At 66.8% G+C, this 18,010-nt stretch carries 14 protein-coding genes and 1 pseudogene; 7 read left to right on the top strand and 8 right to left on the bottom strand.

The features are described 5' to 3' along the window. Positions 1-201 precede the first annotated feature (201 nt). Positions 202-1,032 (top strand): tetratricopeptide repeat protein, encoded by an 831-nt coding sequence (locus tag ACH4YP_RS08545; RefSeq protein WP_361055157.1) that lies wholly within the window; start codon positions 202-204, stop codon positions 1,030-1,032. 1,864 nt (positions 1,033-2,896) lie between these two features. Here the strand turns inward: ACH4YP_RS08545 and ACH4YP_RS08540 are convergent. Continuing rightward, the gene (locus ACH4YP_RS08540; protein ID WP_398489928.1) at positions 2,897-3,727 is read right to left on the bottom strand and encodes a hypothetical protein; all 831 of its coding nucleotides are present in this window, start codon (positions 3,725-3,727) and stop codon (positions 2,897-2,899) included. A gap of 233 nt (positions 3,728-3,960) precedes the next feature. Between ACH4YP_RS08540 and ACH4YP_RS08535 the strand changes: the two genes are divergently transcribed. The 4 genes from ACH4YP_RS08535 (at position 3,961) to ACH4YP_RS08520 (ending at position 9,126) form a co-directional block, all read left to right on the top strand. After that, positions 3,961-6,876, top strand: coding sequence for an NACHT domain-containing protein (locus ACH4YP_RS08535; protein ID WP_398489926.1), 2,916 nt, complete (start codon positions 3,961-3,963; stop codon positions 6,874-6,876). Positions 6,877-7,118: 242 nt separating this feature from the next. Further along, positions 7,119-7,874 carry a class I SAM-dependent methyltransferase gene (locus ACH4YP_RS08530; RefSeq protein ID WP_398490047.1) on the top strand — a complete coding sequence of 252 codons (756 nt, stop codon included), beginning with the start codon at positions 7,119-7,121 and terminating at the stop codon, positions 7,872-7,874. Between the two features lie 98 nt (positions 7,875-7,972). Next, positions 7,973-8,254 (top strand): hypothetical protein, encoded by a 282-nt coding sequence (locus tag ACH4YP_RS08525; protein ID WP_398489924.1) that lies wholly within the window; start codon positions 7,973-7,975, stop codon positions 8,252-8,254. A gap of 32 nt (positions 8,255-8,286) precedes the next feature. Continuing rightward, the gene (locus tag ACH4YP_RS08520; RefSeq protein ID WP_398489922.1) at positions 8,287-9,126 is read left to right on the top strand and encodes a transposase family protein; all 840 of its coding nucleotides are present in this window, start codon (positions 8,287-8,289) and stop codon (positions 9,124-9,126) included. A 139-nt stretch (positions 9,127-9,265) separates the two neighbouring features. On the opposite strand, the gene ACH4YP_RS08515 is transcribed toward ACH4YP_RS08520, so the two are convergent. After that, complete coding sequence (locus ACH4YP_RS08515) at positions 9,266-10,195, bottom strand: NADP-dependent oxidoreductase (RefSeq protein WP_361055143.1); 930 nt, start codon at positions 10,193-10,195, stop codon at positions 9,266-9,268. A 76-nt stretch (positions 10,196-10,271) separates the two neighbouring features. Here ACH4YP_RS08515 and ACH4YP_RS08510 point away from each other — a divergent pair, with 76 nt between their 5' ends. Continuing rightward, a complete protein-coding gene (locus ACH4YP_RS08510) occupies positions 10,272-10,652 on the top strand; it encodes a helix-turn-helix domain-containing protein (protein WP_266757402.1) in 381 nt (126 codons plus the stop codon). A 323-nt stretch (positions 10,653-10,975) separates the two neighbouring features. Here ACH4YP_RS08510 and ACH4YP_RS08505 read toward each other — a convergent pair. From ACH4YP_RS08505 to ACH4YP_RS08490, 4 genes and pseudogenes are all read right to left on the bottom strand, one after another. Further along, positions 10,976-11,215, bottom strand: a pseudogene (locus ACH4YP_RS08505) (helix-turn-helix domain-containing protein); the annotation flags it as partial. Positions 11,216-11,389: 174 nt separating this feature from the next. Next, a complete protein-coding gene (locus ACH4YP_RS08500) occupies positions 11,390-12,505 on the bottom strand; it encodes a hypothetical protein (protein ID WP_361055140.1) in 1,116 nt (371 codons plus the stop codon). A gap of 1,447 nt (positions 12,506-13,952) precedes the next feature. Further along, entirely contained in the window at positions 13,953-14,171 is a 219-nt protein-coding gene (locus tag ACH4YP_RS08495; protein ID WP_398489919.1) for a hypothetical protein, read from the bottom strand. 200 nt (positions 14,172-14,371) lie between these two features. Continuing rightward, complete coding sequence (locus ACH4YP_RS08490) at positions 14,372-15,136, bottom strand: hypothetical protein (RefSeq protein ID WP_398489917.1); 765 nt, start codon at positions 15,134-15,136, stop codon at positions 14,372-14,374. Between the two features lie 251 nt (positions 15,137-15,387). Here ACH4YP_RS08490 and ACH4YP_RS08485 point away from each other — a divergent pair, with 251 nt between their 5' ends. After that, positions 15,388-16,134 (top strand): DUF4142 domain-containing protein, encoded by a 747-nt coding sequence (locus tag ACH4YP_RS08485; RefSeq protein ID WP_361055128.1) that lies wholly within the window; start codon positions 15,388-15,390, stop codon positions 16,132-16,134. Positions 16,135-16,172: 38 nt separating this feature from the next. Here ACH4YP_RS08485 and ACH4YP_RS08480 read toward each other — a convergent pair whose 3' ends face one another. Both ACH4YP_RS08480 and ACH4YP_RS08475 read right to left on the bottom strand, forming a co-directional pair. After that, positions 16,173-16,709, bottom strand: coding sequence for a MarR family winged helix-turn-helix transcriptional regulator (locus tag ACH4YP_RS08480; RefSeq protein ID WP_398489915.1), 537 nt, complete (start codon positions 16,707-16,709; stop codon positions 16,173-16,175). 158 nt (positions 16,710-16,867) lie between these two features. Further along, positions 16,868-17,956: a LacI family DNA-binding transcriptional regulator gene (locus ACH4YP_RS08475; RefSeq protein ID WP_398489914.1), complete on the bottom strand. Its 1,089-nt coding sequence runs from the start codon at positions 17,954-17,956 to the stop codon at positions 16,868-16,870. Positions 17,957-18,010: the final 54 nt, after the last annotated feature.

Here is an 18,010-nt window from a genome sequence, read left to right as displayed (position 1 = left end):
GGCGTCGAAGAGCAGGAAGGACCGGCCTTCGGCCGGACGACTCTCGGGCGCCTCGGCGTCCAGGAGCTCCCGTCGGACGGGCGGCTGCGGGCACGCTGCGGGGAAGGCGGCTCTTAGACACCGTCTTAGGACGCCAGGGCTGCCGACTATCTCCTTGCCTCTTCGCCGAGCAGCCTGCGCAGCATCCGTATGCTCCCGGTCATGAGATTTTTACGGCGGCATGGCCGAAGCGACGCCCAACGAATGACGGGGACGCCTGTGGCGGAGGCCAAAGCCCTTTACGAAGCCGGGCGTTACGCCGAGGCGGAGGCCGAAGCCCGTGCCGTGGCCCGATCGCGGCCGCGCGACGACGAGTACGCAGCTGTGGCGCTGAGCATCGCCGCGGTCGCGACGGGCGCCCAAGGCCGCCACGCCGAGGCACTCGCCACCTACGACGAAGCGCTGCCTGCCTTCATCAGGATATTTGGAGCCGATCACTGGTTGGCCCTGAAGCTGCGCTCGGACCGCGTCCAGCAGATGACCTCGCTCGGTCAGCACGCCGAGTGCGAGGCAGAATGTGCGGCCGTCGCCGAGGCCGCGAGCCGCGGTACCGGCCCGGAAATGTCACTCCTGGCAGCGGCCGCCCGCAATGGGCTGGTATTCGCCCTCAATGCGCAGGGGCGCCACCAGGAGGCTGAAGCACTCGCCCGCGAGGCCCTGGCCGCCCATCGCGTACGTGACCGGGTGTCCCTCGTCTTGCGACTCGGCCTGGCTCGCAGCCTCAACGGCCAGGCTCGCCACGAAGAGGCCCTCATCGAGGCGCAGGGGGCCGACAAGCTGTACCGCGCTCTGCCCGATTACCAGCGCCATCCAGATACGGGCGCCGTCGAACTGGCCTTTGCTACTGCCCTGTTGGGGTTGCGGCGCGCTCCCGAAGCCCGTCGCCAGGCTGCAGCCGCTCATGATGCCTGCCTGGCCGCCTGCGGCCCGGACCACCGCCGCACCGTCGAAGCCCGAACGCTGCTCGAGCACATCGACGGCACTCGACCGTAAGAGCAGCGCCCCCGCTCGAGGCGAGTCGCAGGCGCTCCCTGGGCAGCTCATCCAGCTATCGCAACGCGCCGGGCAAAGGGGTCATCTCATTCGGTGACGTGGCCACGAACACGATCGCGGTCCAGCACTTCCCGGGCACCGTTCCGGCGTCGGCCACCGCCCTGCGGACGAGTCGGCGCCTCCAGCACCACCCGCTGAACTGATCCGGCACCAACCGCTCAACGACCGCCGCACCGAGAGCCTACCGAACATGCCAAATGAGATGGCCTCTTAGGGGGTCCCCGCAGCGTGCCCGCAGCCGCCCGTCCGACGGGAGCTCCTGGACGCCGAGGCGCCCGAGAGTCGTCCGGCCGAAGGCCGGTCCTTCCTGCTCTTCGACGGGCCCGATAGCGACGCGGCGGCGCCCCTCCCAACGGCACCAAACGGCCCGATTCCGGGGCCAGCGCGGATCTGTCGCCACTCGCTACCACGCAGGTCACCTGTGGTTTTGGTCGCTAGCAGGGTCGCTTGCGCTAGCGACCCGTGTTGCTAGCACAAGCGATCTTACGGGCCTCATGCCTGGCAGGCTGACGGCACCGGAATGCCGCCCGTCCGAAGGCAAGCCCTCCCGGCACTTCGAGCACAAGCGGAATCAGGATCCGAGCACTTCAGGGAGGCAGATGAACCCCCTTCCCGACGTGCTCGGAAGGGAGTTTTCGTGGGCTGACCTGCACGCCTCCCCGCCTCCCTGATCGTTGATCTATGCAGGTCAGACTCAGGGAGGCGCCTCAGGGAGGCACTCAGGGAGAACTCCCCGCCTCCCTGACGCCTCCCCCGCTGCCTCCCCGCGAAAGTGGAACGCGTTTCGGGTCTCGCGAAGCGCCCGTGACGAATCTCGGCACAACTGCGCGGGGGGATTCGTCACGGGCGGTCTGGCCGCTCGCGCCGGGGGCGCTCAACACCCGGGCGCGGTCACGCGGGACCCCGGTTCGCACTATCTGCGATACAGGTAGGCGCCGAACATCGCTTGCGATCAAAGGACTTGCTGGTCAGAGGCCAATCACAAGCTCAATTCTGATTGTGCTCCGGAGCCGCGTGCGCAGGTTCGAATCCTGCCGGGGGCACTCCGGGAAAAGCTCCTGACCTGCAGAAATACAGGTCGGGAGTTTTTGCGTTCACGTCAAAACGCACACGGTCTTTTGGCCGTTTCTGTTTCCGAGCGATGCACCGACTTCCGCGCTGTCTTTCTGACGCGTTTCCGCAGTTCAAAGGCCATTCACCAAGGACCGGTTGGCGATACACGTCGCCAAATACCGACCGCGCCGCACACCTCGGGCACCCGTGGCACTTTCGCTCGAATACCCCATGCGACCTGCCTGAATGTGCCGAAGAGCACACCAAAGCGCACACGGTCTGGTGGATCGTCACACTTTCGGCTCCGGGGGCCACCGCTCAGGCGAGCGTCAGCGGCCGGGTGGACGGCACCACGTGGGCCTCGGCCACTGTGCGAAGGGCCGTCTTATTCAGGTGGAGGCAGCTACCAATCGGCACGCCCTCGCGTGGCGCACTGGCACAGCAGCGCGGCGCCGCTATGTGAACTACGCCTCTGGCGGCACATCTGGGCTGCGGCCTATCAAGAACTCGATGTAATTCCGGACGAGTTGAAGGCTGATGTCGGAGACGAGAGCGGTCTCTGTATGGCCGCCATATTTCATCTCGTCGGCTTCCAGTGCTCTGGCGATCCCTTGACCCCGGACCCAGGCTTTTACCTGGCGCTCGAAGGCCCACGCATCTCTGGTGAGGTCGAAATCCCAACGCGCGCTCAACTCCCAGCCCTGGGAGACATGCTGGGTCAGTCGTTTTTCGATGTTGGCGATGCCCCACTTCAGGGCTTGGTGGGCGTCGTGGACAACGAGGTAGAGATAGCCAGGTTTGGCAGGATTGATGCCGCGCTCGGCACAGATTGGGCAGCCGCGTTGCGTGCCGCGGATGTTGTGCAGCGTGGGCCCGGGTTCGAGGACCGTTCGCAGGTCATGCAGCGGGCTTTCCAGGGGAGTTCTGTGCTGCTGGGGTAGGGCACGAGCGGGTCGAGTGCCTTCTCCAGCATGCTGGCGATGGCTTCTTCCTCGTCGAGCCGCAGGGCATCTGCGATCTTCTCCGAGCGGCAGGACCAGCATTGGTGGCCGCGGGTGCGGACCTTGGCATAGGCGGGAGTTCCGACGTGTCCGCAGCGCAGGCAGCGGCACAACCACGGCTGCAATGAACCGGGATAGTCGACGAGAGGTTGCAGATCGGCCTTGCCCATCAGCTGCCGCGCCGCTTCGTTGGTGACGTCGCGTCCGGCGCAGTTGGTGCAGCCGCCGCGGCCTCGTTGGACGTGCGCCAGCTTCTTCGGCTTGATGACGCCGCAGTGGATGCACCGGGCGGCCCACTGTTTCCCGGCGCCCGGGTATTCCACCAGTGGATCCCACCCCCGGTCGAGCATGACGGCAGCAGCCGTGGCCCCGTCACGGGTGAGTTTGGCTGCGATCTTGCGCGACCGGCACGTTCTGTTGCAGGCGCCGCTCCCCTTGTTGACGACATCGTTGTAGCGCGGGGAACTCACCTCATTGCAGGTCAAGCAGCGGCATTTCCAAGGCAGTTGCGTGCCAGGAAAGGGTTCCTGCGGGCGCGTTCCCCGGTCAAGCATTGCCTTGACGGCTTCGCCTTCGGTCACTCGTCGTGGCACTGGGTAGGCCCCTTTGGGCAGGACACGGCGTCAGGCGCGGCCAGACAGCCACACTAAAGGAGATCCTATTCCATGATCTGCCCGGGATCTCACCTCCGGGCGATCTTCAACATCCAAGACGAACAGACCGTTCAGCAGGCAACAGCGGACGAACTCCCACCCGGCATCGAGTCTCCTGATTGTTCCCACAACGCAGAGCGCTCACGTGCCAACATGACGTGGTGAACTACGACTTGACCCGCCTGGGGTCCCGGGAGTTCGAGCATCTGTCCCAGACGCTGGTCAAGTGTGCCCTGGGACCAGGGGTTTCGGTCTTCGGCGACGGCAAGGACGGGGGTCGCGAAGCGACGTTCGAGGGAACCGTGCCATATCCGTACGACGGGGAGCGATGGCGCGGTTACGGGGTCGTCCAGGCGAAGTTCAAGCAGCGTTCCGAGGGCGTCTCCTCGGGTACGGAATGGCTTGAGCGGCAGATCAAGGCGGAGTTGAACGAATGGCTGCGCCCTGATTCCAGGCGTGGACGCCTGCCCGAATACATGCTCTTCGTAACCAATGTCTCTTTATCCGCAGTGCCGGATACAGGCGGCATTGCGCGGGTGAACCGGCTCATCGCCTCATACCAGGACGACTTTCCTCAGTGGAAGTTGAAGGGCTGGGCGGTCTGGCATGCCGACGAGGTCTGCCGTTTGCTGGACTGCTACGACGCCGTCCGCCGCGCCTACGCACACTTCATCACTCCAGGCGACGTGCTGTCCCATTTGATGGACACAGTCTCCGACGCCGACGAGGAGACCGGCGAGCTGATCCGGGCCCACGTCGCGCGCGAGCTGCTGGCCGATCAGTACATACGGCTCGGGGAGTCCGGAGCGCAGGGAGAACACCAGCGTGTACGACTCGGCCCTGTGGCCGTGGACCTGCGTGCCGACCTCGAACTCACTGTTTCCGCTCCCAACCTCGACCGGGTCCCCGGCTACGAGGCACCAGTCAAGGTCCGCTCAACCCGGGCCGCCGCCTATATCATCGAGCGCGGCAACACGGTACTGCGCCCCAGCCACGAGGGCACCGACGGTTACCGGCACATCTTGCTGATCGGCGGCCCCGGCCAGGGCAAGAGCACACTGGGGCAGCTGGTCTGCCAGGTATACCGGGCCGCCCTGCTGGCAGAAGGCGGCGAGCAGCGCCTCACCGGGGAGGCCCGGGCGGCACTGCACGCGCTGCGCCAAGATCTCAACGCAGTTGGCCTGCAACTGCCCGCCGGCCGACGCTGGCCTTTACGGGTCGCACTGAACGACTACGCCAACGCTCTCCTCGGCGGCGAGCGCATCAGCCTGCTCCGCTACATGGCCCAGAAAGTCAACCGCCGCAGCTCTGACAACATCACCACCGTCCACCTGAAACGATGGCTTCGAATCTGGCCCTGCGTGTTGGTCTTGGACGGCCTTGACGAGGTCGCCTCTCCTCACACGCGCGAAGAGGTGCTGCGGGGAATCTCCGACCTCCTCCTCGACGCCCGGCAAATAGACGCCGACCTCCTGGTGGTCGCCACCACCCGCCCTCAGGGATACAAGGGAGAGTTCCACACCGGGGACTACGAAACCCTCACGCTGGTCCCGTTGGGCTCCGACGACGCACTCCACTACGCCGAACGCCTGGCCTCAGCACGCCACTTCGATGACCCGGAGATGCGCGAGACGGTCCTTGAACGAGTCAAGAAAGCAATGCGGGAAGAGGCCACCGCACGACTCATGCGCACACCGCTGCAGGTGACCATCATGTCTCTGCTGATGGAACGACGCGCCCGCATCCCTCAGAACCGGTATGAACTGTTTGCGGCCTACTACGACACGATCTACGCCCGTGAAGTCGACAAGCCCACCAGCACTGGCCAGCTCCTCGCCGACCATCGCTTCCACATCAACTGGCTCCATGAACACGTTGGGCTGCTCCTGCAATCCCGCGCCGCGCAGGACGAGGAGCTGGATGCCGTCGTGGCGGAGAGCGAACTGCGCGAACGCACGGAGAAGCGTCTACTGAAGGAAACCGAGGACGCGGACCGCGCCACATCCCTGGCCGAACAGCTGATCGATGCCGCAACAGACCGGCTCGTCCTGCTCGTAGCCCCGGACGCCGGCTACGTGGGCTTCGAAATCCGCAGTCTTCAGGAGTACATGGCAGCCCGAGCACTCATCTCCGGTCCCGAAGCCGACATCATCCCCCGGCTGGAAGCACTCGCCCCCAGCTCCTCCTGGCGCAACACCTGGCTTCTGGCCGCAGCAGGAATCTTCCCCACCAAACCCCACCTGCGAGGCGACCTACACAACGCCCTGCGCGCGCTCGACTCCCGCGACGAGGTCACCATGACCCTCGCACCCGGAGCACGGCTCGCCCTGGAGCTACTCGATGAAGGCATCTCCCACCAGCACCCACGCTTCCACAGCCTGCTGGTCGATCACGCCACCGCGCTCCTCGGGCAGGTTCCACGCCTTGACCTCCACCGCCATTGCGCGAACACCTTGCTCGAAGCAGCGACAACACAGACGCAGGCACGCGCGCAAGTGGAGCACGCACTCAAGGACGCCCTGAACGCGCGTGACGGACGACTCGTGACAGCCCTGACAGTGATACAGGTCTGGAAACAGTCGCAGCGAGAGACGCGCGTCCTTGCACGGCGCCTGTGGACAGCGACATCCGCGAGACTCACTCCAGAAGAGCTCGCAGCCTTCAACACCGTGGCCCAGATCGAGCATCCGAGTACCCACGGGCTGCGGCGGCAGTTCACAATCGTGGGCGAAAGCAACCTCGCGGACTTCGCACATCCCCACCTTCCCCCGGATGGCGAAGAGCAATGCTCACGCACCCTCGCCGGCTTGGTCGCCGCCCTCAGTCATCACCCTGTCCACCAAGCACGCCTCAAGGACGTCGACGTCGCCATCGTCGATCCGGGCGTCCCGTTGGACACCACCGGGGCGCTCCAAGCCATGGGAGACCCACAGGCGCTCCAACTCTGCCTCGACGTCATTGACGCCCAGCCGATTACTGCGTGGCCTGTGGCCATGGCCTTCATGCAGCTCCTGGACTTCTTGGCGTACCCCACCCTGACAACCTCAACAAGCCCTCACGTAGAAGGAAACAGCTGAGCAGGCAGGAGACACGGCGGCTGACACCTCGACAGGGCCAGCCGGCCCGTCACCCTCGCCCAGTCGTTCGCTCTCCTTACTTCAACGACCTGGAGGCGTACCAGACATCCGACCGCCTCGACCTCGCCTCCTCCCACAAACACCGTCAGAGCCATCCTTGCGAAAACCGTTGGTGCCCGGCTTTGCTCCGCTGATGGACTGACGTCCTACCGTGAGTCTGCCGCGTGACGGAGGTAGTGGTTGTGACAGGCTATGACGTGCTTGCCGAGGTGTACGAATGGCTCATCTCGGATGCAAAGTTGCCTCCAGCCGAGTTCGCTGCGTCGTTCGACGACGTCCTCGATCTCCTGCCGTCGAACGCTCACGTCCTCGACTGTTCGTGCGGAACCGGACAGTTGGCGGTTGGCCTCGCCGGTCGTGGCATGCAGGTTGTCGCAACTGACGCCAGCAAGGCGATGGTTCGTCGGACTGCGGAGTTGTCTGAGGAGTTCGGGGCATCCGTCCGGGCCGTACGGGCGAACTGGGAAGAGCTGCCCGACCATTTCCAGGACAACACGTTCGACATGGTGTTCTGCGTTGGCAACTCGCTTCACCATGCCGCGGGCGCGACAGGCAGGGGTGCTGCTCTGGAGTCGATGTCACGGCTTCTGCGCCCCGGCGGGCGCTTGGTACTCACATCCCGCACTTGGGAACTCGTGAGGGCCAGAGGTTCCCGGCTGGAGATCAGTGACCGACTCGTCCGCCGGAACGGTCGCGATGCCGTCGTGGTCTACCGCTGGGAGATTGCGCCGCATTGGGAGGAGGAGCACCACATCGAGATTGCGATCGCGCAAGTTGATGCGACCGGGTTGGTTCTTGTCCGCTCGGAACTGCTGTCCTGCTGGCCCTACCGGTACGAGGAACTCGAAGTCGAGCTGCACCGGGTCGGACTCCAAACGGAACTGAGCACGTTCGATCTTGAGGCCGAGAACTACATGGTGGTCGCGAGCAAGGTATAAACACCGGACTCTCAGTCCCTGGCCGGACCGCGCAGTTGCTCGCAGGACGCTTGCGCCCTCTCATCGGTGCGGGTTCAAGTGCTCCGGTATCGGCGAAGGTGGCCGGGCGGGCAGTCCTGCTCGTCCCGCACCGCAGCGACGCGGCCGACGAGGGCGCGCTGCCCGGCGACTACCGCAAGATCCTGGCGATCGTGCGGGAGGCCGACGGCCCGGTGCGGGTCAGGGCGGTCGGCGAGCGGCTGGGTCTGGCCACCTCGGTGCGCGGCAAGCTGGAACCTTTGCGGGCGAAGTCGGCCAAGCTCGCCGACCGCGGCCGGCTGCACAAGGGGGGGCGACGGGCGGTTCACGGCACGTCCGTAGTCGCGCGGGGCACGCCGTAACTGATGGGCCCCCGACGGCAGTCACGTTCGGTGTGAAGAAGAACAACGGTCTCGCCGAGGGCCCTGGCGGCCTTGTTCACACCGCCCGTCTGCCGCTGTCGAGCGCGACCTTGAACTATCTCGCTTGCCTGATACGCGGCCGCTGCAAGAGGATCGGCTCGCGGTGGCGGGCGTTGCCCGCGGGGAAGATCGTCGGCATCGTGCCGGCGGTGCTGCGCTGTGACCAGCGGCCCGGCGATCTGGCCGGCGGGAACGGGGTGCACCGCACCACCGTGAGCCGGTGGGTGCGCGAGGTCGTCGGCCTGCTGGCCACCCGCGCCCCGCGCCTGGACCGCGCGTCGAAGGAGATCGCCCGAAAGGGTGGCGGCGTGGTCCTGCTGGACGGCTCCCTCATACGCACCCGCCGTCGCACCGGAGCGGACAACCGGCCGAACTACTCGGGCAAACACAAATGCCATGGCCTGCTCGTGATCGCGCTCACCGACGACCGCGGCCGACCGGTATGGATCTCTGCGGTGCGGCCCGGACGCACGTCGGAGATCACCGCCTGCCGCCACGACAAGCTCACCGCCAAGCTGCGGGCGGCCGGCCTCGGCGCCATCGCCGACCTGGGGTTCGTCGGCCTCGACGACGCCGCACCCGACGCCGATCCGGCGGTGATCACCGGCTACAAGGCGGCCCGGCACCGGCCCCTGACACGCGGTCAGAAGTTGTCCAACAAGGTGCCGGCCGCGGTTCGGGCCCCGGTTGAGCACGGCTTCGCCCATCTGAAGAACTGGAGAGTTCTCGGCAGGGTCCGCACGGATCCGAGGTGGGCGACCGCGCCGGTGCGGGCCCTGCCGGTGCTTACGAACCGGGAAGTGGCCCGCTGACGAATGATCTTATCGGTGGACTACCGCTCCGGACCTGCCCGAGCTTCCTGATGCCTACGCGCACCAGGCCGTCTGACATGCAGTTTTCATTACGCACGAGTCTCATGGGGGCCTCGCTCACGCGAGGCCCCCGACGGGATCAGACAGTGAGGACGAGCTTGCCCTGGAGGTGACCGCCGTCGAGCAGCCGGTGCGCGTCCGCGACGCGCTCGAACGGGAACGTCTCCTGCACGTGGACCCGGAGCCTGCCCTGTTCGACGAGTTCGACGAGACCTCGCAGGGCGACCGGATCGGGGTCGACCGCGATGCCGCTGAAGCGCATGCCGGCCGCCTCGTACTTGGCGACGAGCTCTGAATCCCCCTCGGCGACCGCCGTCACCAGGTGACCGCCTGGGCGGAGCACTTCGAGCGACCGCTCGACGGTGTCGCCGCCGATCGTGTCGAGCACGACGTCGATGTCGCGGACCGCCTCGGTGAAGTCGACCGCCGCGTAGTCGATCACCTCGTCGGCGCCGAACCCCTCGACGAACTTCCGCTTGCTCCCGCCGGCGGTCGTGATCACGTGCGCGCCGAGCGCTTTCGCGATCTGGATCGCGACGTGGCCGACCCCGCCACCACCGCCGTGGACCAGGACACGGTCGCCCTCGCTCACGCCGCCGAGGTCGACGAGGCCCTGCCACGCCGTCAGCCCGACGACCGGCAGCGCCGCCGCCTCGACGTGCGAGAGCGACGCCGGCTTGCGTACCAGGTGCAACGCCGGCGCCGACACGACCTCGGCGTACGCGCTCGCCGCCCGCGGGAACATCGGCATCCCGAACACCTCGTCGCCGGGCCTGAACCGCCACGTCTGCGGCGCCTCCTCGACCACGCCGCTGATGTCCCAGCCGAGGATGAACGGCGGCCGGCCTATCAGCGGGAACTCGCCGGCGCGCAGTCGCGCATCCAGCGGGTTCAGCCCGATCGCCTTGACTCGGACGAGGACCTCGGTCGGGAGGAGCTGGGGCTCGGGCGCGTCCACGACGGTGAGCACCTCGGGACCGCCGAGCGACTGCTGGGTGATGACTCGCATGACTCTCCTGGCTCTGGAAGGGGGGAGAGAACCCAGGCTAGGTTTCCGACAGGAACCAGCAGGTACCTTAGGCGCCATGAGCAGTTTCGGTCCCGGTGATCCCTTCCTCGCCGACTGTCCGGCGCGTCTGACGGTCGAGCTCATCGCCGACAAGTGGACAGCGGTCGTGCTCTACGCCCTCAGCAAGGGCCCGGTGCGCCATGGCGAGCTGATCGAGCTGATCGGCGGCATCTCCCGCAAGATGCTCACCCAGACGCTCCGACGGCTCCAGGCGCACGGACTCATCCGCCGCCACGCCTACGCCGAGGTGCCGCCCCGCGTCGAGTACGAGCTCACCCCGCTCGGGGCGACGCTGATCGATCCGATCCACATGCTGACCGAGTGGGCGAGGGCGAACGGCGACGCAGTGCTCGATGCGCTCGACACCGATCCCGAGCCGGTCGCCCATAACGACTGAGACCCCCGCCAGGCCACCGAGTGTCCTCTCGGTCGCTACTCGGTATCGGCCCGGCCATGCTCGGTCTGCAAGCTCTCGATGCGTTGGACGATCTGCCACATCGGGGTGGTCGTCCTGGCGTGCCCTCCCGCGTTCTCACGGCGTGCCGACCTGCTGACGGATCGTAGGCGGGGGCCGGTCGCGGACGCAGCCGAACCCGGCATCCCGCCGGAGCCGGACCTGCCCGACGATCTACGCCATGGTCATCGGCCGCCGACCGGCACGAGTACCCAACTCGCCATCCACACCAGACCCATGACCTGCGACTTCACGATGCACACCGTCCACTGAGGGTCCAGACAGGCCAGGCCGATCTCGTTGAACCGGTGGATCACGTCCCGGACGGTGTCCTCGTCGGCCTGGACGAGTTGCGCGATCACCGGCACGCGGTTCCCGCCGGCCGAGGCCAGCGGCATCATCGCGCGCCGGTAGCGCACCGAACTCGTGCTGCCACGGCGCACGATCTGCTGCAGCCGCCGCCCTTCCTGGTCGGTCAGTCTGCGCACACGGACAGGCTCAGCCACCGCGCCTCCAGCGGTCGGAGCGGATGTCACCGCACATCCAACCGCCACGACCACCAACCCGGCGAACCTACGCGATCACAGCACTAGCCGCTCCGGGCAACCGGTGAGGTGACGCCCCGACAGCGATCCTGCCTCAACAGACCTCGGCCTTCGTCGGGCCTGCGCACCGACGGTTCAGCGTCGCTGGCAGCGATCCCGTAGCTCGTCGATAAGTGCCTTCTCGTGCGCGTTGAGATCTCCATCGACGGTGGCAACCCGTTGGGCGGCGTAGACAACGTCGCTGAGATCTCCGGGCTCGGCGTCGATGCGGTGCCATACCTCGTCCGGGTCGATGGTGACGACGTCGGCGAGTTGCTCGTCATCGACCTGATGTCGTTCCCGGGCAAGGCGCGTCAGGCGCTGGAACAGCAGGCGCTCGGTGTCAGCGATCTTGTCGTCCGCGTTGATGACGAGCCAGGAAACCCACAGCATCAGCCGCGGGTGCCGCGTACGTCGGATCAAGGTGTCGGCGAGTTCGATCACCTCTGCTTCGTCACGAAAAACGGATTTGGCGTGGCGTCCCGCGGCCACGGTCGTGTAGCGGTTCACGAGGATGGTGAGGGGGATCCCGACGCCGGGGATACCGAACTTGATGATGTTGCGTTGCAGAAGATGCTTCCCGACGAACGGAAGGCTCTTCGCGGCGGCAAGGACCGGACCGGAGTAGTACTTCTTCAGGACTTGCCGGACCAGGCCGGGTACGAACTTCATGCCGCCCCGTGCGACCTCTCCGGCCTTTATGCCGAATGCCACCCGAACAAGTTTCATCATGTCTTCGGGATCGTCCATGTCCAGTGGAATCCGGTAGATCACCGCGATGTCGTAGGCCAAGCGCATCTGCAGCTGAGTGATGTACGTCAGGTCAACCATGAACGTAACGACACCGGCCGGAACAGCGACGGAGCTGGCGCCACCCAGCGACCCGATGGTCACGGCGATCGTCCCGGTGTAGAGGCTGGAGGTGATTCCGCCTTGAATCATGGCGTTCTTTGCCGCCAGCTGAATCTGCCGCCCGACGATACCGTCCGCGGGCACACCCTTGTACTTCTGCTGGAAGTACTCCCAGGTAGCTTTTTCGGTGTACGACCGCAGCGCCTGGGCGCAGAGTTTCGTGAACCAGCCGCCCGACTTGATGTCGTCTGCGCTCAGCCCTTGGACGAACTCCCGCAGTCTGGCGCGCTCCTGTTCGACAGCTTCGCGGTCGGTATCATCGTCGCCGGCATCAACGGAGCCGGGCAGCACTTCGGTCACAGCGGGGTCCCCTCCCAGATGGTTCAGCGACCTGCCAGGTCGCCAGATATGGGCAATCGACGAGACCGACAAGATGACTGATGCCTTTGCCGTAGATGTGAGCACCTGACCGAGCTCAACCACGCGCCCACACTGGTCTCCTCCTCAACTCGCCAACTCTTCTTGGGCTGTCGGCGGCCAGGAAATGGAACAACCCGATCCCCTTCCAGGGCGACGGCACCGCCATGACCCTGAGCATCCTGCCCATCCGCAAACGACGCACGCTCTGAACCAACAGCTCACGAGATCTTTGTTCTTCTGCGCTCACCGCTTCGGGCCGCGCAACATAGCTCAGGATCGCCGGTTGGCCAAACCGACGATTCCTCGCATCATTGACAGTCCACCGCCACCGCCTGCCCGCACGTCGAAAGGCCGCGTCCCAAACTCAACCTCGCAACTCCACACGACGGCCGCCTGTAATCACGAGCAGTCGGGCAGAACCGTCGCGCTCACGGCCAGGACCCGATCCGCTCAGTCCGTGGCCCGCCTCCCAAGTCCCTCGCAAGAGGATCGCAGCCTCCACGCCGAGCACTTCCACGAGCACCGGGAGACCGGCGCCATTTCGGCCCTGGTGCACGTCTCGCCAGTCTTCACCCGCCGGTCCACGGCCTTTGGCAACCCCGCCCGGCGTCCGACTCGCCGGTTCGCCATCGAGGTTCGTGACGTCCCGTCTCCTCCGGCCGACGCCGATCACCGCATAGGTCGGCGTGCGGTGGCCACTACGGCGCCGCGTGAGCGATGGGCCCCCACCGGGCCCGCCGGAAGCCCAGCACGCGCACATGCCCTCAGGCCATCCGGACAAGATTGAGGGGCGCACCATATGCCCCTACGCCTGCCCGAGGAAGTAGTGATCTACGTCATGGTGCATGGATCGACCACCACAGGAAATGGTCCGGACAAGAAGAGCGAATAGACCATTTCATTCTCGCGGGACATGCGCGGGACGGCGGACCCGACGGCCCTTCAGATAGGCCGCTGACCTGCGAAAACATGCGGGAATCCCACGCCCTCCGGAGCCGAGTGCGCAGGTTCGAATCCTGCCGGGGGCACTCGCCCACCCACATGCCAAGAGTGGTATGTGACAGGGCGGATGCTGATACGAGAGAGCGGGACCCAGTGTCACTGGGTCCCGCTCTTTGTCGTTGCTGCGCGCTGATCGCGATAGAAGTGCGATAGGAGGTCGGGCGACGGACTCGGGTCATGCCGCACGTGCGCGGGGTCGTGTTGAGGCGTCTTGAGACGTGTGATCAGTCTGCGGTCGGCCGCGCGCGAGGCATCCGGTTCGTTGGCGAAGGCCCTTTCCTCGGTCTCAGCAGGCTCAGCAGGCTCGTCTGTCTCGTCGGTCTCATTCGAGTGACCGCGCTGCCGCTCGAACGGCAGGGTGCGCGTCGGACGTACCAGTTACCAGCTACCAGTTCGCCGTGATCGGCGCCTGGAGACCGTGGGAGGGACGCTGTTCGGGCCCGGAGGAGTCGTCGGCGAGTACCCAGATCACGATCATGGCCAAGAAGCCGACTACGAGAAGTGCCGGCAGACCCAGGATGAGGGCGACCACCCACCACCTGGTCCGTCCCGCGGGGACGTGGATGCCCTCGTCCCCCACCGACCGGCTCCGCGTCGTTCCCATGAGATCCGTCCTTCGTCTGCCTGCTTCTACCGGCCGTGTTCTGTCGGCTGCCACGCGGGAGTTCGTAACACGCTCCTGCTGAGGTGTGCCGGTCAGGCGCAAGGAGTGCTTGTCGTCGACCCATCTAACCAGAAGCCTCGCCTCGCCCAGCGCCCGGCCTTCCGCCAACTCGGCCTGTGCTCAGCCAGGTTGAAAGGGCCTCAGTGGTGGTTCCCGCGGACCACGTTGATGACCGGGGCCCATACGTGCGGCTCGGAGCCGTCGAAGAAGGTCGCTCTCGAGTTGAGGACGTGCCGGCCCGGCGCCAGGTCCGTCAGCCATGCCACCCACCCGCAAGCGGTGAAGGTCGCGGGCTGTGCGGGTACGTCCAGGAAGTTGTCCGGCCGCAGCTGAACCGCCTGCTGCGGTGCGCATATCGCGAAGCGTCGCTTCTGGAGATCGATGGCCCTGCCGCCGTCGACAGTGAGCCGCAACGACTTGGTGATGGCCCGGAGATCGGTCCAGGCGCACTTGCGTTGGGCGGCCTCGCCGACCGCGTAGTACGGGGGCTGCTCGACGTCATCGCAGACGGTCATGAGTCCGAGGACGAGCACCGCTGTCCCTTGTTTGACCGTGCAGTTCTGCGGGGGTCCGTTTCCAAGGGCCAGGAGAACCTTTTCGGTGCGCCCGAGCTTCACGCATCGGTCGCCGTTGCCGAACCACGGATTCTCCGTCGCAGGCAGGGAGAACGTCCGATACCAGCCCTCGGCCATGGCGTCTCGTCCGGTCAGTCCGTCCACTTTTTTGCGCGGCTCGACCAGGCGGCCCTCACCGCTGTGCTGATCGCCACTGTGCCCATCACCACTGTGCCCATCACCGTTGTGCTCATCGCGACCGGAAGCCGTGGGCATCGCCCCCAGTTGGATCGCGGCGACCAACGTCATGATCCATAAAATCGACCACCCGGTATGGCGCAGGCGTGACATGGCGCCCTCCCCGAGCAGAGACGGTGTGGGTCGTTCTCACGCTCGGCCACCCTAGGGGCGTACTGAGAGGTATGACCCGTCTGCGCCGGTAGTGGGGGAATGTGAGCCGCCTGCGCGGCGGCACGACGGCCGTCGTTCCCCGCACGACACCCTCAGGGCCCGAGAGAGTGCAAAATTTACCCTGCGCAATGATTGCATTGTGCTTCTCATCCGTACCTCCTGAGGACCGAGCCGTTCACCCAGGAGGCACCATGCGCGTAACGCAACGCACGGCAGGAACCGTATTCGTGATCGGTGGGCTGGCCGTGACGCTCACCGCGCTCGCCTACCCCGCCCTCGTCGGGGTGGAGAAGACGGCGACGAACCAGGAACGGATCATCGCCAACACCCGGTACGGGCCGTTGACGGAGGCGGACCGGGACTTCGTCATCAAGGTTCGGGCGGCTGGGCTGTGGGAGCACCCGCTGGGGCTGATGGCCATGGAGCGGGGGACGACCCCGGAGATGAAGGAGGCCGGGGAGCATCTGGTCGCGGGGCACTCCGGGCTCGACGAGCTGTGCCGGAAGATCTCTCCCGAGCTGGGCATCACCCTGCCCAACCAGGCCAGTCCGCAACAGCAGCAGTTCGTGGCGACCGTGGACGGGAATTCCGGCAAGCAGTTCGACACGACCGCAGTGAACATCATGCGGGTGACACACGGGCAGATCTTCCCGACCATCGCCAAGATCCGGGCCAGTACGCAGAACACGATGATCCGGCAGCTGGCCGACCTGGCCAACGACACCGTCCTCGACCACATCACCGTGCTGGAGAAGACCGACCTCGTCAACTACGACCAGGTCAACTTCCAGCAGACCACCCCGCCGAAGCTCCCCAAGGACGACACGACGCCGCCGGCGCCGCAGCCGGGCTCGCCCGTTCTCGTACTCAACGAGCCTCCGGGGCTGGATGTGAACACGAGCTCCCCGACGCCGGCTCCCAGCCCGAGCGCCGGGTGACCCGAGCGGTCCCGGCCAGGGGGCAGGGAAGGAAGGGCTCAGACCTCGTACGCGGCCGGCGTGTCCACCCAGCCCAAGGGGTACGGCTCCGCGTCGTCCAGCGCCGGGGCCAGGGGTTCGCCGCCCGCCTCGTTGAACGCCGTCAGCGCGTCGACCAGTGCCTCGCGCTGTTTCGGGGTGAGCCGTTCGACGATCACGGAGATCTCGGCGCGACGACGGGCGGTCACGTCGGCGACCGTGTGCCGCCCCTCCTCCGTCAGCTGCAGCAGGGTCTCGCGGCGGTTGGTGGGGTTTGTCTGGCGGTCGGCGAGCCCGGCGGCGATGAGCCGGTCGATCATGCGCATCGCCGTGGACGGCGCGACCTGGAGCAGCTCCGCGAGGGTGACCAGCTTGGTGGCGCCGCGCGTGGCGAGCACCACCAGCATCCTGACCTGCGGCAGCGTCACGCGCTCCTCGACCTCCGCGAGCGAGCGCGCCGAGACCGCGACGAGCAGGCGCGAGGCGGTCAGCACCGCGTGCGTCACCGCTTCCACGTCGTCCATGGCCCCTGCGGGGTCCTCTTGGACATCGTTCATGGCCCCTGCGGGGGTCTCGCGCTCCTGCATGTGTCCTTTCTATCCCGCCGAGGTGCCCGCCCACTCACCTGATCCGCACAGATTTTCCTTCTCCATGACCTGCGTACGAGGTCGACGGCCCCGCTGTACCCAGGTAGCCCGGGCAGCCCGGGTACGGGTCAACGGCCCGGGGCCGGTCCCGTACTCCTGCGCACGATCAGTTCGACCGGTACGACGCGGCCGACGGCCGGTTCGGGCGGGCCGTCCAGCTGGGACAGGAGGAGGTGCAGGGAACGGGTGCCGATCTCGGGGAAGTCGGTGCGGACCGTGGTCAGCGGGGGCAGCAGGTGCGCGGCCTCGGGGATGTCGTCGTAGCCGACGACACTGACGTCGTCGGGGACGTGGCGGCCCGCCTCGTGCAGGGCCCTCAGCAGCCCCAGGGCCATCTGGTCGTTGGAGGCGAAGATCGCGGTGACGTCGGGCCGGGCGGCCAGTCGGCGGCCCAGTTCGTAACCGGAGTCGGCGCTCCAGTCGCCGACGAGGGGCTCGGGGACCTCGGCCCCCGCCGCCTCCAGCGCGGCCCGCCAGGCCTCCACCCTTCGGTCCGCCGACAGCCAGCCCGTGGGGCCCGCGATGTGCCAGACCGTCGCGTGGCCCAGCGCCAGCAGGTGTTCGGTGGCCTTGCGCGCGCCCGCCCGGTTGTCCGCCGTGACGAAGGAGGCGTCCTTGCCCAGGTCGTTCTCCAACACCATGAGCGGGGTGTCCAGTTGGGCCTCCGCCAGCGCCCTGCCCACCCAGCGCTGCGGGGCGATGGCGATCACACCGTCCGCGCCCTCGGCCGACAGCGTGTCCACGGCCCGTACGACGGTGACCCGGTCCGCGGTGTCCAGCGCGATGGAACTCACCAGGTAACCGGCCTCCTGGGCCGCCCTGTTGATGGCGGTCAGGATCGAGGCGGGGCCGAACCGCGCCGCGTCGAAGGAGATCACGCCCAGCATGCGCGTTCTGCCGCTCGCCAGGGAACGTGCGCTGCGGCTCGGCCGGTAGCCGAGCGTGCGCATCGCCGTCAGGACCGACTCGCGGGTCTCGGGACGGACGGACGGATTGTCGTTCAGTACGCGGGACACGGTCTGCTTGGAGACACCGGCCAGGCGTGCCACGTCGTCCATCACCGGCCGCGCTCCCGCGAAGTTGCGTCGGCTGCGGCCCTTGGGGAGGTCCTTGGCAGGGCCTTGGGGCGGCGCGCCGTCACCGGCACTTCGGGTCATGACGGGTGATGTCCTTCGGGCTCGTGCCGGCGGTCGTGCCCCGCCCGGCTGGCC

Origin of the sequence: Streptomyces sp. NPDC020747, assembly GCF_044334695.1 — a bacterium.
Taxonomy (GTDB): Bacteria; Actinomycetota; Actinomycetes; order Streptomycetales; family Streptomycetaceae; genus Streptomyces.
The sequence above is the reverse complement of the archived record's forward strand: the minus strand, read 5'-3'. Positions and strand labels throughout refer to the sequence as shown.

Coding starts and splice junctions, on each gene's coding strand:
- ACH4YP_RS08515 (WP_361055143.1), bottom strand. CDS start 10,195: ATGCGAGTCATCACCCAGCAGTCGCTCGGCGGTCCCGAGGTGCTCACC.
- ACH4YP_RS08495 (WP_398489919.1), bottom strand. CDS start 14,171: ATGGGAACGACGCGGAGCCGGTCGGTGGGGGACGAGGGCATCCACGTC.
- ACH4YP_RS08475 (WP_398489914.1), bottom strand. CDS start 17,956: ATGACCCGAAGTGCCGGTGACGGCGCGCCGCCCCAAGGCCCTGCCAAG.
- ACH4YP_RS08545 (WP_361055157.1), top strand. CDS start 202: ATGAGATTTTTACGGCGGCATGGCCGAAGCGACGCCCAACGAATGACG.
- ACH4YP_RS08510 (WP_266757402.1), top strand. CDS start 10,272: ATGAGCAGTTTCGGTCCCGGTGATCCCTTCCTCGCCGACTGTCCGGCG.
- ACH4YP_RS08485 (WP_361055128.1), top strand. CDS start 15,388: ATGCGCGTAACGCAACGCACGGCAGGAACCGTATTCGTGATCGGTGGG.
- ACH4YP_RS08480 (WP_398489915.1), bottom strand. CDS start 16,709: ATGAACGATGTCCAAGAGGACCCCGCAGGGGCCATGGACGACGTGGAA.
- ACH4YP_RS08490 (WP_398489917.1), bottom strand. CDS start 15,136: ATGTCACGCCTGCGCCATACCGGGTGGTCGATTTTATGGATCATGACG.